Genomic DNA, 13,464 nt, shown 5'->3' on the forward strand with positions numbered 1-13,464 from the left:
GCCAGCGGCCCTCGGGTCGCTGGCGCTTTCTGTTTCTCGCCGCGCCTCGACGAACGCCGCCGGATCGCGCGAGAAGCCGCGCGATGAGGGGAAGGTGAGCACGAGCTCGATGTGGAGCCTAGGGGAATCGAACCCCTGACCTCCTGCTTGCAAAGCAGGCGCTCTACCAATTGAGCTAAGGCCCCGTGGAGGGACTGCGCCCCACACGAGGTGGAACTGTCGGATGCGAGCATCCGAGTGGGGCTACCTGGACTCGAACCAGGGACCTCTTCGTTATCAGCGAAGCGCTCTAACCGCCTGAGCTATAGCCCCGCAGGGCAGATACGAGAGTATCGCACCGCCCGCGAAACACTAAATCGTCTCGCCTCTCGCGACCTAGTTGTTCTGGAAACCGACGAGCAGTCCGCCCGTCACGCGTGCCGCGAGGTTGTAGAGCACCGCGAAGATCGCTCCGAGAGCGGTGCCCACGACGACGTTGAGCGCCGCGACGATGACGGCGAACAGCCCGACCTGCGTCAGGGAGAACTCGGCCGTGATCGTGAAGTTCTCGTCGTTCAATACGTCGCGCAAGAGCGTGTCGATCGAGGCGAACGCTTGGGTCGCATCGAGCAGCAGCCAGACGAGAACCGCGAAGACGACCTGCACGATGCCGAGACACACGGCCGAGAGGAACGACAGCTTCACGAGCGACCAGAAGTCGAGGTAGACCAACCGCAGCCGCACCTGCTTGGTGTTGGCCTTCTTCGGTGCCTTGCGTTGGAGTTTCTCGGCGACGCTACTCATCTACTGATTCGTCCTTTCCAGCAGAGCTCTCACTCGCTGTCTCCGCGCTCTGCGCATCAAGATTACGTTCACTGTTCTTCGCAACCTCGATGATGCGATCGTTCTCGGCGAATCGCGCGAAAACCACCCCCATGGTGTCACGACCCTTGGCCGGCACCTCAGCGACAGACGAGCGTACCACCTTGCCGCTTTCGAGCACGACGAGCACTTCGTCGTCTTCGGAGACGATCAGGGCACCCGCGAGGTCACCCCGATCGGCCGCGAGCTTCGCCACCTTGATGCCGAGACCACCGCGGTTCTGCACGCGGTACTGGTCGACGCTCGTGCGTTTGGCGTACCCGCCCTCCGTCACCACGAACACGTACCCCTCGTCGGTGACGACGGACGCGTCGAGCAAGGTGTCGTCGTCGCGGAAGTGCATTCCGATGACGCCGCTCGTGGAGCGACCCATGGGGCGCAGTGCCTCATTCGACGCCGTGAAGCGGATTGACATGCCCTTGCGGGAGACGAGCAGGAGGTCGGAGTCGACGTTCACGAGCATCGCCGACACGAGTTCGTCATCGTCGCGCAGGTTGAGCGCGATGATCCCGCCCGTGCGGTTCGTGTCGTACTCGGTGAGCGCCGTCTTCTTGATGAGCCCACCGCGCGTCGCGAGCACGAGGAACTCGGCCGCGGCGTAGTCGCGGATGTCGAGGATCTGCGCGATGAACTCGTCGGGTTGCATCGCGAGGAGGTTGGCGACGTGCTGGCCCTTGGCGTCTCGGCCCGCCTCTTGAACCTCGTATGCCTTGGCGCGGTAGACCCGCCCCTTGTTCGTGAAGAACAGCAACCAGTGGTGGGTCGTCGTCACGAAGAAGTGCTCGACGACGTCGTCCGCGCGCAACTGGGCGCCCTTGACGCCCTTGCCGCCGCGGTGCTGGCTGCGGTAGTTGTCGCTCCGCGTGCGCTTGATGTATCCCCCGCGCGTGACCGTGACCACCATCTCCTCTTCGGGGATGAGGTCTTCGACGTTCATGTCTCCGTCGAATCCGAACATGATCTCGGTGCGACGATCGTCGCCGAACTTGTCGACGATCTCGGTGAGCTCGGTGCTCACGATGGTGCGTTGACGCTCGGGGCTCGCGAGGATGGCCTTGAAGTCGGCGATCTCGGCCTCGATTTGGTTGGCCTCGTCGAGGATCTTCTGGCGCTCGAGCGCCGCGAGCCTGCGGAGCTGCATGTCGAGGATCGCGCGAGCCTGCAGCTCGTCGATGTCGAGCAGGTCGATGAGACCGTCGCGCGCGTCTTCGACGGTCGCCGAACGACGGATGAGTGCGATGACCTCGTCGAGGGCGTCGAGAGCCTTGAGGTACCCGCGCAGAATGTGGGCGCGCTCCTCGGCCTTCTTGAGGCGGTAGGTCGTGCGGCGGATGATGACGTCGATCTGGTGGGCGATCCACGCCGTGATGAAGCCGTCGATCGGCAGGGTGCGCGGAATCCCGTCGACGATGGCGAGCATGTTCGCGCCGAAGTTCTCCTGCAGTGGGGTGTGCTTGTAGAGGTTGTTGAGCACGACCTTCGCGACGGCGTCGCGCTTGAGCACGATGATGAGGCGCTGTCCCGTGCGACCCGAGGTCTCGTCTTGGATGTCGGCGATCCCGGCGAGCTTGCCCTCGCGCACGAGCTCCGCGATCTTCATCGCGAGGTTGTCGGGGTTGACCTGGTATGGCAGTTCGGTGATGACGAGGCACGTGCGCCCGCGGAGCTCTTCGACGTTGATGACCGCGCGCATCGTGATCGACCCGCGACCGGTGCGGTAGGCGTCTTGGATGCCCTTGAGTCCGAGGATCTGTGCACCCGTCGGGAAGTCGGGCCCCTTGATGCGCTCGAGGAGGGCGTCGAGCAGCTCTTCCCGCGACGCCTCGGGGTTCTCGAGCGACCACAGGGCGCCCGAGGCCACCTCGCGGAGGTTGTGCGGCGGGATGTTGGTCGCCATCCCGACCGCGATACCGACCGATCCGTTGACGAGGAGGTTGGGGAACCGCGACGGCAAGACGTCGGGCTCGAGGGTGCGGCCGTCGTAGTTGTCGGAGAAGTCGACGGTGTCTTCGTCGATGTCGCGCACCATCTCGAGAGCGAGGGGGGCCATCTTCGTCTCGGTGTAACGGGATGCGGCCGCGCCGTCGTTGCCGGGGGAACCGAAGTTGCCCTGCCCGAGCGCGAGCGGGTAGCGGAGGTTCCACGGCTGCACGAGGCGCACGAGCGCGTCGTAGATCGAGGAGTCACCGTGCGGGTGGAACTGACCCATGACCTCGCCGACGACGCGAGCGCTCTTCGAGAACGAGCGGTCGGGGCGGTAGCCCCCGTCGTACATCGCATAGATGACGCGACGATGCACGGGCTTGAGACCGTCGCGCACCTCGGGAAGAGCACGCCCGACGATGACGCTCATCGCGTAGTCGAGGTAGGACCGCTGCATCTCGAGCTGGAGGTCGACCTTCTCGACCTTGTCGTGCGACATGTCGATCTCGCGACCCGCGATCTGCGGTTCGTTCTCGTCAGGTGTCTCGTCAGCCATGGTTACTCACTATTCGTTTCTGGATGTTCGCGCGTCAGCGTCGGTCGTCGAAGTCGGACGACGGCGTCAGATATCGAGGAATCGCACGTCTTTGGCGTTTTGCTGGATGAAATTGCGTCGTGATTCGACGTCTTCGCCCATGAGCGTCGAGAAGATCTCGTCGGCGACGAGAGCGTCGTCGAGGGTCACCTGCAGAAGCGTGCGCGTCTCGGGGTTCATCGTGGTGTCCCACAGTTCCTTGTAGTCCATCTCGCCGAGACCCTTGTAGCGCTGGATGCCGTTCTCGCGCGGGATGCGCTTGCCTGCCGCGAGTCCCGCCTCGAGGAGGGCGTCGCGCTCACGGTCGGTGTAGACGTATTCGTCTGGCGAGTTCGTCCACTTGAGCCGGTAGAGCGGCGGCTGGGCGAGATAGACGTACCCGAGGTCGATGAGGGGCCGCATGTAACGGAACAGGAGCGTGAGCAGCAGTGTCGTGATGTGCTGGCCGTCGACGTCGGCATCCGCCATGAGCACGATCTTGTGATAGCGCGCCTTCTCGGGGGTGAAGTCTTCGCCGATGCCCGCACCGAACGCGGTGATCATCGCCTGCACCTCGTTGTTGCCGAGCGCTCGATCGAGGCGCGCTTTCTCGACGTTGAGGATCTTTCCTCGCAGCGGCAGGATCGCTTGGGTCTCGGGGTTGCGCCCCTGGACAGCCGAACCGCCGGCGGAGTCACCCTCGACGATGAAGATCTCGCTCAGGCTCGGGTCTTTGCTCGCGCAGTCTTTGAGCTTGCCCGGCATTCCGCCCGACTCGAGCAGCCCCTTGCGGCGAGTCTGCTCGCGCGCCTTGCGCGCGGCGAGACGCGCTTGCGACGCCTGGATGGCCTTGCGGATGACGTCGCGAGCTTGCGTGGGGTTGCGGTCGAACCAGTCGTTGAGCTGCTCGGCCGCGATGCGCTGCACGAACGACTTCGCGATCGTGTTTCCGAGCTTCGTCTTCGTCTGACCCTCGAACTGCGGCTCGGCGAGCTTGACCGAGATCACGGCGGTGAGGCCCTCGCGCACGTCGTCACCCGTGAGGTTCTCGTCTTTCTCCTTGATGATCCCCTTCTCTCGGGCATACCTGTTGACGAGAGTGGTGAGCGCGGCACGGAAACCCTCCTCGTGGGTTCCGCCCTCGTGGGTGTTGATCGTGTTGGCGTATGTGTGGACGCTCTCCTGGTAGGCGGTCGTCCACTGCATGGCGACCTCGACCGAGATCTTGAGCTTCGTGTCTTCGAGGTCGAACGAGATGATGTCGGGGTGAACGACATCGGCCTTCTTGGCCGTGTTCAAATACTCGACGTAGTCGACGAGACCCTTCTCGTAGAGGTAGGTGACCTCCACGGGCTCGGCCTCGGTGCCGTCGTCGTTCTTGCGCTCGCGCTCGTCGATGAGGGTGATCGTGAGGCCCTTGTTGAGAAAGGCCATCTGCTGGAATCGGGCGCGCAGAGTCTCATAGTCGAACTCGATCGTCTCGAAGGTCTCGGCACTCGGCCAGAAGGTCACCGTCGTTCCGGTGTCGCTCGCGTCTTCGCCCTTCTCGAGAGGGGCGTTGGGAACACCGTGCGTGTAGCTCTGGCGCCACACCGAACCCTGGCGGTGCACCTCGACGTCGAGCTCGCGCGAGAGCGCGTTGACGACGGAGATTCCGACACCGTGGAGGCCACCCGAGACGGAGTACCCACCGCCGCCGAACTTTCCTCCCGCGTGGAGGATCGTCAGAACCACCTCGACGGTCGACTTGTTCTCCGACTTGTTGAGGTCTACGGGGATGCCGCGGCCGTTGTCGACGACCTTGATTCCGCCGTTGCGCAGCATCGTGATCATGATCGTGTCGCAGTGCCCCGCGAGCGCCTCGTCGACGGAGTTGTCGACGACCTCGTAGACGAGGTGGTGCAGACCGCGCGGTCCCGTCGATCCGATGTACATTCCGGGGCGTTTGCGCACCGCGTCGAGACCTTCGAGAACCTGGATCTGGTCGGCGCCGTAGGCGTCGTCGGACCGCGCGCGCTCACCCGTCGGCGTCGCCTCCGCTCCGGGGTCCGTCGTCGAGTCGTCGGGCTCACCAGTCGCGGGCGTCGTCGTCATATGGAATGTGCTCCTACCAGGAAGATCGGCTCTGTCTACCGCGGCCGGGCTCCCAGGGAAGCTGCCTCGAGGACCTCGTCATTCTACCAAATACCGACGGTGCGGCGGCGCTAAACGGGCCTCTGAGGACTTTATTTTTATCCCCCGACCTCTTTTGCCTTGTCAGCCGTAAGTATCGCGGGGGCCACGCCCTGGGATTGATCTGGGGCCGCGTTTCCATGAGGGGGCACCCGGCCCCTCGAAACGCACCGACGTGATCCCGGCATCCGGATAGGTGGAAACGATGTGATTCATCACCTGCACACGCATGATCCTCAACTGGGTCGCCCACGCCGTGGAGTCGCACCGCACCGAGAGCACCCCGTCTTCGATGCCGACCGGCGTGGAGTGTTCCGCGGTCTCGGCACCGGCGATGTCGGCCCACGACGCGAGCAGATCGGACTGCGCGAGAGGAGAGTTCCAGCCCAGTGTCTGGGTGAGCGAATCGAGCACGTCGCCGAGCCCGTGGGCATCCCGCCCTGCCCCGAATGCCGCGCTCGATCCCGGCTCCCGGGTCGCGCGCTTGCGCGCATCCCTCGATCGGGACTGACCGTCGCCGAACACCCGACGGAACCTCTCGAACACGAGCTGGGCCTCGGAGCGGTCCTCCGTCATCTCTCCTCCTCCGGGTGAGCAGCGGACGTCTCACGGGGATCGACGACGATGCGGCCTCGCGAGATGTGAACCATGTTGGCGGCGAGAGCGTCGGGCACGTCGTCGAGCACCGCCGCCGTGATGAGCACTTGCTCGAAACCACCGACGGCCGACGCGAGCCGGCCACGCCGCGACTGGTCGAGCTCGGCGAAGACGTCGTCGAGGATGAGCACGGGGTCGCCCGACGCGGAATCCCGACGCAGCACCTCCGCCGACGCGAGCTTGAGCGCGAGGGCGAACGACCACGATTCACCGTGGCTTGCGAAACCGCGCGCGGGCATGCCGTTGAGGCTCAACACCACATCGTCTCGGTGCGGGCCGATGAGGGTCGTCGCTCTATCGACCTCGGCCCGCCGAACCGCGGCGAGACCGGCTGTGAATCTCGCCCGCACATCCACGCGCGCCGCATCAATGGCCCCCGAGAGCACCCCGTCGGTGGACAACTCCGGAAAAGCGGAATCCGCATCGGGCGCGATCGTGAGCTGGTGGCCGAGCGTGGCGGAGTGGTCTTCTCCAGCGATGGCGACGTAGGCGCGGCTCACCTCGGGCAGCAGCGTCGAGACGAGATCCACTCGCGCGTCGATGATCTCGCTCCCGAGCGTCACGAGGCGCTCGTCCCAGATGTCGAGCGTCGACACCGAGTCGATCTTGACCCCTGACGCCCTCAGAGATTTGAGCAGCGTGTTCCGCTGCTTGAGCACGCGGTCGTAGTCGGAGAAGACGCCCGAGAACCTCGGGTTGCGCAACACGAGCAATTCGTCGAGAAACCGCCGCCGTCCGGAGGGTTCACCCCGGACGAGAGACAGGTCTTCGGGAGCGAACGTGACACTCGAGAAATAGCGCGGCAATTCCCGCGTCTTGATCGCCGACCTGTTGATCTGCGCCCGGTTGGCCGAAGACCGGTTCAGTTGCACTTCGGCGAGGATCTCGCGCTCCCCGTTTCGTAGGCGCGCTCGCACGATCGCCGACTCGCACCCCTGACGGATCATCGCGTGGTCAGTCGACACCCGGTGCGACCCGAGCGTGCTCAGGTAGCCGAGGGCCTCGACGAGGTTCGTCTTGCCCTGGCCGTTGCTGCCGACGAAGACGTTCGATCCCGCAACGAGCGCGAGATCGGCGCGCTCGTAATTGCGGAAGTCGGTGAGGTCGAGGTGAGTGACTAGCATCCGGCACGCACGCGGATGCCCGGTGCCCGAGTCATGACATCACTCGGCCTTCTTGACTCCGTGCCCGCCGAACTGGTTGCGGAGGGCGGCGACAGCCTTCATCGCGGGTGAGCCGTCTTCTTGACGCGAGACGAAACGAGCGAAGATCGACGCGCTGATGGTCGGAACCGGAACGGCGTTGGCAATTGCCTCTTCGACGGTCCACCGTCCTTCACCAGAATCTTCGACGTAGCCCTCGATGTCGTCGAACTCGGGGTTCTCCTCGAGCGCCTTGACGAGCAGTTCCAGCAACCAGGAGCGCACGACGGTGCCGCGCTGCCAGGCCTTGAACGTGCCCGTGACGTCTTTGACGATGTCGTCGCGCTTGTCGAGGAGCTCGTATCCCTCGGCGAACGCCTGCATGAGGGCGTATTCGATGCCGTTGTGCACCATCTTCGCGTAGTGACCCGCGCCGGTGTCGCCCGCGTGTACGAAGCCCTCCTCGCGAGGGCCCTCGGGGCGGAGCGCGTCGAACACGGGCATCACACGCTCGACGACGTGCTTCTCGCCACCGACCATGAGGCCGTACCCGTTCGCGAGCCCCCAGACTCCACCGGAGACTCCGACGTCGAGGTACTCGATCTTCTTCTCTTTGGCGAGCGCCGCGTGCACGAAGTCGTCACTGAAACGCGAGTTGCCTCCGTCGATGATGAGATCACCCTCGTCGAGCAGACCGACGAGCTCCGTGACGACGGCCGTCGTCGGGGCGCCCGCGGGCACCATGACCCACACGGTGCGCGGAGCCGGCAGGGCCTCGACGAGGCCGGGGAGGTCGGCGACATCCGTCACGTCGGGGTTGCGATCGAAACCGGTCACCTCGATGTCGTGCTGCTGCAAGCGTGAGCGCATGTTGCCGCCCATTTTTCCGAGGCCGACGATTCCGATGTGCATGGTTGTCTCTTCTTTCGGGATGACGTGAGTCGAGGAGTCGGCGATCCGATCGGGAACGTCGACCGGGGGATGCGCGGTCAGCGGAGCAGCAGGTTCGGCTGAAGCAGGTAGCGGTAGGTGTCCGACCCCGCCTGGTCTTTCGACGACTGGCTCGTGATGAGCACCGGACCGGGTTTGTTCGGATTGTCCGTCTTCGTGAACGAGATGCGCACGAACTCGGAGTGCACCGCGCTCAAGCCGTCGAGCAGGAACTGGGGCTTGAGTGACACGACGGTGTCGACGCCCGTGAGGATCGCGTCGATCGATTCGGATGCTTGCGCTTGCTCCGAGCCGATGGCTTCGAGGGTAAGTCCATCGGGGGTGAAGGTGAATCGCAGGGCTGCCTCGCGCTCGAGCACGAGCGAGACACGGCGCACCGCCTCGATGAGTTCGCCCGTGTTGATGACGGCGTAGTTGTCGACGGTCTCCGGGAAGAGTCGCTTGACGGGCGGGAAGTTGCCCTTGATCAGCAGCGACGTGACGGTCTTCTTGTCGGCGCGGAAGGCGATGAGCTCGCGGTCCTCCGACCCGGTGATCGACACCGAGATGGTGCCACTGTTGCCGAAGGTCTTGCCGATCTCCTGCAGCGTGCGCGCGGGAACGAGAGCCGTGATCGTCTCGACAGCGGAATCCGCGGAATCCCAGTCGATCGAGCGCACGGCCACTCGGTAGCGGTCGGTCGCGACGAGGCTTAGCGAATTCTCCGAGACCTCGAGCTGAACACCCGTGATCACGGGGGTGACATCGTCTCTCGATGCCGCGACGGCGACTTGCGAGACGGCACTCGCGAACGCGTCCGCCGGAAGGAGCCCGGTCTGCTCAGCGACCTGCGGGAGGGTCGGGTACTCCTCGACGGGCATGCTCAAAAGTGTGAAGTGGGCGGAGCCTCCCGTGACCGAGATCTTCGTATCTTCGGTGGAGAACCGGATGGGCGCGTTGGGAAGGCGGCTCGCGATGTCGGCGAGGAGACGGCCCGACACGAGAATGCGCCCGGGCTCTTCGACATCCGCAGTGATCGACGTCTGCGCAGACACCTCGTAGTCGAACGAGGAGAGAGTGAGTCCGTCTTCGGTCGCTTCGATGAGAACACCGCTGAGGATGGGAAGAGTGGTTCGCTGGGGCAGCAACTTCACCGCAAAAGAGACGGCCTCGCTGAAGACGTCGCGATTGACCTGAAACTTCATGGGGCTCCCTGGCGCAGCGGTAGATGACTCGGGGCTCAATACTGCCACAGGGCCTCCGGGCCGGGGCGCGACGGGATTCTGTAGTTCTCCCCACCCCACAAGGTTCTTTCTCGACCCCAATCTTCTTTAAAAGAACAAAGTCATTAACCGATGTGTGAACTGTGAGTAACTCGCAGGAGGCCAGTGGGCGACGGGGAACTACACGCGTGCAAGTTGTGTAGACGGTGAGTGAAGTCCCGGGAGAATCGCCGTGCAGTTCGGCTGCACAGGAATGACATTCCACAGGAGGGCCGACCCGGAGGTACCGACGAAGGGTAGTTATCCACGGAATTCCACAAGTTATCCACACTGTGCACTACTGCTACCCTCTCAACCCCCCAAGGGAGGGGCACCGAGGGCGGGCGGTCACAGGCTGCTGTAGCGGTGGTTCTGCTTGATGCGACTCGTCAGTTCGGTGACCTGGTTGTAGATCGAGCGGCGCTCCTTCATGAGCTCGCTGATCTTCTTGTTGGCGTACATGACCGTGGTGTGATCCCGGTTGCCGAACAACTGACCGATCTTGGGCAGAGACAGGTTCGTCAGCTCGCGGCACAGATACATCGCGATCTGGCGAGCGGTCGCGACGGCTTGGGAGCGCGACGACCCGTAGAGGTCGTCGACGGTGAGCTTGAAGTAGTCCGCCGTGTGATTGATGATGTCGACCGGCGCGATGACGTTGTCGTCGTCGAGCGTGATGAGATCTTTGAGCACCGTCTGCACGAGGGCGAGATCGACGGGCATCCGGTTGAGGCTCGAGAACGCCGTGACCCTGATGAGGGTCCCTTCGAGTTCCCGGATGTTCGACGAGACCTTCGACGCCATGTACTCGAGGATGTCGTCGGGAACCTGCAGCCGATCGCTCTGCGCCTTCTTGCGCAGGATGGCGATGCGGGTCTCGAGGTCGGGCGCTTGGACATCGGTGATGAGGCCCCACTCGAATCGCGACCTCATGCGGTCTTCGAAACCCGTGAGGTGCTTGGGGGGCAGATCGCTCGTGATGACCACTTGCTTGTTGTGATCGTGGAGGGTGTTGAAGGTGTGGAAGAACGCTTCTTGCGTGGAGTCCTTGCCCTGCAGGAACTGGATGTCATCGATCAGGAGGATGTCGATGTCTCGATAGCGCGACTGGAACACCGAGGCCCTGTTGTTCGCGATCGAGTTGATGAAGTCGTTCGTGAACTCCTCACTGCTGACGTAGCGCACACGGATGCCGGGGTAGAGGCTCTCGGCGTAGTGGCCGATGGCGTGCAGGAGGTGGGTTTTGCCGAGGCCGGAGTCCCCGTAGATGAAGAGCGGGTTGTAGGCCTTGGCCGGCGCTTCAGCCACGGCGACCGCGGCGGCGTGGGCGAAGCGGTTCGACCCGCCGATGACGAAGTTGTCGAAGTTGTACTTGGGGTTGAGTCGCGAATCGGACCTCTTGCCCGAGTACTCGACGGGGCTCGGCGCGGTCTGCTGCTCGACCCACGGTGGTTCACTCGATTCCGCGGGTGATTCGAGCGAGTCGTGGGAGATCTCGGGGTTCACCACGATCGCGAAGTTCGCAACAGTGTTGTCGTCACCGAGGTCGGCGATCGCGTTGAGAAGAGGAAGACGGATGCGCTGCTCGAGCATCCCCCGCGTGAGGTCGTTCGGAACCTCGAGATAGAGGGTTCCCGCCATGACTCCCTTGGGCTCGACGAGACTCAGGAAGCCCTGCAGCTGCGGCGTGATCCGCTCGTCGGAGCGAAGGCTCGTGAGAACCGATTGCCAGATGCCCTGGATTTCCTCAGCACCGTCGGTCATGGTCGTCCTTACGCAATCGGGAGTTATACACAGAGTTATCCACTGGCTGTGCGATCAGACCACCTTAGTTTGCGAGGGTATGTCGTTCGCAAGAGCAGTTGTCCCCATGTGGATAATGCACGGTCAGGGGACGGGGAGTTTGACCCGAACGGGGAAAGACCGTATTTTTAATCAGTTGACTCCGAGCCGAACGGCCGAGCAACTATTCCAGGGTTCCCTCGGTCCGGCCTCCAGCCGGTACGCATTCGCATTGAACCTTGTTGCAATCGTGCCCGAGCACACCCCAGAAACACCGACGTCGTGGAGACCGAACAATGAGCAAGCGCACCTTCCAGCCGAACAACCGCCGTCGCGCCAAAGTGCACGGCTTCCGTCTTCGTATGCGCACCCGCGCCGGTCGTGCCATCCTCGGCGCGCGTCGCCGCAAGGGCCGCACCGAGCTCTCTGCCTAAGAACCTCGATCGACGTCGGTGATCGCTCGCCGTAATCGCGTCACGACCGCCGACGACTATCGCGCCGCGGTCCGACGAGGGGTACGTACGAGCGCTCCGTTGGCGACGGTTCACATTCGGAAAACCGAGCATCCCGATGCACGGTTCGGATTCATCGTCGCGAAAACCGTGGGCAATGCCGTACATCGCAATCTCGTGCGCCGTCGGTTGAAGTCGATCGCTCACGATCGACTGTCGACTGTTCCCGCGGGCACGGACATCGTCATCCGTGCTCTGCCAGGCTCGGCGCAGGCACCGTGGGTTAGCCTGAACGCTCAAATCACCCACGCTCTCAGTAAGGGTCTGACACGGGCATGAATGCGACAGCGACGTTCATCATGCTTATTCCGCGCAACGTCTGCGTGGTCATCCTCAAGGTCTACCGGGCTGTTATCTCGCCGCTCTACGGTGAGGTCTGCCGCTACTATCCCTCGTGTTCCGCGTACGCCCTGCAATCGATCCAACTCCACGGGGTCGTGCGCGGGGTGTGGCTCGGGTCTCGTCGACTCGCTCGGTGCCACCCGTGGGCCGAGGGAGGAATAGACGACGTCCCTCCCTCTCATCGACACCACCACGCCGTGAGCGACTTCGGTTTCGTCACTCCCGAACGCACCACCACCATCGCCGCTCCCGGCGGAAAGGCCTGACCCATGCCGGATATCTTCGGAATTATCCTTTGGCCCATCAAGTGGGTCATCGAGGCCATCCTCGTCGCGTTCCACAGCCTGCTCACTGCGGCGGGACTGAATGGCGACGCGGGTCTCACCTGGGTTCTCTCCATCGTGGGTCTCGTGCTCGTCGTGCGAGCCGCCCTCATCCCCATCTTCGTGCGTCAGATCAAGAGCCAGCGGCGGATGATGGAAGTGGCCCCGCAGCTCAAGAAGATCCAGGACAAGTACAAGGGAAAGAAAGACCAGTTCTCGCGCGAGGCGATGCAGCGCGAAACGATGGCGCTCTATAAGCGCACGGGAACCAACCCGCTCGCGTCGTGTCTCCCTCTTCTTCTGCAGATGCCGATCTTCTTCGGTCTCTTCTCCGTGCTCCAGAACGCTCAGCGCGAGCTCGTCGGAGTGGGGCTGCTCAACGCCGAGCTGTCGCGCTCGTTCGGTGAGTCATCCCTCTTCGACATCGCTCCGCTGCGCCTCGCCATCAGCACGGCAGACGGCAATGTCGCGGTGATCGTGACGGCAGCGATCATGGTCGTCCTCATGACGGCGTCGCAGTTCATCACGCAGCTGCAGATCATGTCGAAGAATCAGTCGCCCGAGATGAAGAACTCGCCGATGTTCAAGCAGCAGCGGATTCTGCTCTACATCCTCCCCCTCGTCTTTCTCTTCTCGGGATTCACCTTCCCCCTCGGTGTCATGTTCTATTGGCTCGTGTCGAACATCTGGACGATGGTGCAGCAGTTCATCGTCATCCGGAACATGCCGACACCCGGCAGTGAAGCCGCGCTCGCGCGCGAGAACAGGATCGCGAAGAAGGCGCAGCGACGGGGAATCACCATCGTCGAGGACGACACGGCAGAGACGCCGGCCGTCGAACAGAAGACCACGCAGCGTCAGCAGCCGGTCGGCAAGGCTCGGGCGAAGAAGAAGCCCAAGGGGCGTCGTTGACCATGAGCACCACTCCCCCGAAACCCACAGAGAGCAGACCGATGAGCGAGAACATCCCGGCGAGCAGTCCGG

12 protein-coding genes and 2 tRNA genes are annotated in these 13,464 nt (G+C 63.5%); 4 read left to right on the plus strand and 10 right to left on the minus strand.

Annotation, left to right across the window (positions count from 1 at the left end; translation table 11 throughout):
- Positions 1 to 112: 112 nt before the first annotated feature.
- From ACLHIH_RS09900 to dnaA, 10 genes are all read right to left on the minus strand, one after another.
- Positions 113 to 185: transfer RNA gene (locus ACLHIH_RS09900), tRNA-Ala, on the minus strand.
- Between the two features lie 53 nt (positions 186 to 238).
- A tRNA-Ile gene (locus ACLHIH_RS09905) sits at positions 239 to 312 on the minus strand.
- A gap of 63 nt (positions 313 to 375) precedes the next feature.
- Positions 376 to 783, minus strand: a complete 408-nt coding sequence (locus ACLHIH_RS09910) for a DUF3566 domain-containing protein (RefSeq protein ID WP_411316634.1) — start codon at positions 781 to 783, stop codon at positions 376 to 378.
- Positions 776 to 3,340 (minus strand): DNA gyrase subunit A, encoded by a 2,565-nt coding sequence (gene gyrA / locus ACLHIH_RS09915; RefSeq protein WP_411316635.1) that lies wholly within the window; start codon positions 3,338 to 3,340, stop codon positions 776 to 778. The genes ACLHIH_RS09910 and gyrA overlap by 8 nt, the downstream gene beginning before the upstream one ends.
- Before the next feature lie 66 nt (positions 3,341 to 3,406).
- Positions 3,407 to 5,452, minus strand: coding sequence for a DNA topoisomerase (ATP-hydrolyzing) subunit B (gene gyrB, locus ACLHIH_RS09920; protein WP_411316636.1), 2,046 nt, complete (start codon positions 5,450 to 5,452; stop codon positions 3,407 to 3,409).
- A gap of 162 nt (positions 5,453 to 5,614) precedes the next feature.
- Entirely contained in the window at positions 5,615 to 6,106 is a 492-nt protein-coding gene (locus tag ACLHIH_RS09925; protein ID WP_411316637.1) for a DUF721 domain-containing protein, read from the minus strand.
- On the minus strand, positions 6,103 to 7,311 hold the full coding sequence (gene recF / locus ACLHIH_RS09930) for a DNA replication/repair protein RecF (protein ID WP_411316638.1): 1,209 nt from the start codon (positions 7,309 to 7,311) through the stop codon (positions 6,103 to 6,105). Before recF ends, ACLHIH_RS09925 begins: the two co-directional genes overlap by 4 nt.
- A 39-nt stretch (positions 7,312 to 7,350) precedes the next feature.
- Positions 7,351 to 8,241: a phosphogluconate dehydrogenase (NAD(+)-dependent, decarboxylating) gene (gene gnd / locus ACLHIH_RS09935; protein WP_411316639.1), complete on the minus strand. Its 891-nt coding sequence runs from the start codon at positions 8,239 to 8,241 to the stop codon at positions 7,351 to 7,353.
- Positions 8,242 to 8,318: 77 nt separating this feature from the next.
- Positions 8,319 to 9,464: a DNA polymerase III subunit beta gene (gene dnaN, locus ACLHIH_RS09940; protein WP_411316640.1), complete on the minus strand. Its 1,146-nt coding sequence runs from the start codon at positions 9,462 to 9,464 to the stop codon at positions 8,319 to 8,321.
- Positions 9,465 to 9,869: 405 nt separating this feature from the next.
- The gene (dnaA, locus tag ACLHIH_RS09945) at positions 9,870 to 11,285 is read right to left on the minus strand and encodes a chromosomal replication initiator protein DnaA (RefSeq protein ID WP_411316641.1); all 1,416 of its coding nucleotides are present in this window, start codon (positions 11,283 to 11,285) and stop codon (positions 9,870 to 9,872) included.
- Between the two features lie 314 nt (positions 11,286 to 11,599).
- On the opposite strand from dnaA, the gene rpmH reads away from it, so the two are divergent.
- The 4 genes from rpmH to yidC are packed head-to-tail and all read left to right on the plus strand — an operon-like array spanning position 11,600 to position 13,392.
- Entirely contained in the window at positions 11,600 to 11,737 is a 138-nt protein-coding gene (rpmH, locus tag ACLHIH_RS09950; RefSeq protein WP_010204566.1) for a 50S ribosomal protein L34, read from the plus strand.
- A gap of 18 nt (positions 11,738 to 11,755) precedes the next feature.
- Positions 11,756 to 12,094: a ribonuclease P protein component gene (gene rnpA, locus ACLHIH_RS09955; protein WP_411316642.1), complete on the plus strand. Its 339-nt coding sequence runs from the start codon at positions 11,756 to 11,758 to the stop codon at positions 12,092 to 12,094.
- Entirely contained in the window at positions 12,091 to 12,423 is a 333-nt protein-coding gene (yidD, locus tag ACLHIH_RS09960) for a membrane protein insertion efficiency factor YidD (RefSeq protein WP_411316643.1), read from the plus strand. Before rnpA ends, yidD begins: the two co-directional genes overlap by 4 nt.
- Before the next feature lie 3 nt (positions 12,424 to 12,426).
- Positions 12,427 to 13,392 carry a membrane protein insertase YidC gene (gene yidC / locus ACLHIH_RS09965; RefSeq protein ID WP_411316644.1) on the plus strand — a complete coding sequence of 322 codons (966 nt, stop codon included), beginning with the start codon at positions 12,427 to 12,429 and terminating at the stop codon, positions 13,390 to 13,392.
- The last annotated feature ends 72 nt before the right edge of the window (positions 13,393 to 13,464 follow it).

This window comes from Marisediminicola sp. LYQ134 (genome assembly GCF_046599635.1).
Lineage (GTDB): Bacteria > Actinomycetota > Actinomycetes > Actinomycetales > Microbacteriaceae > Marisediminicola.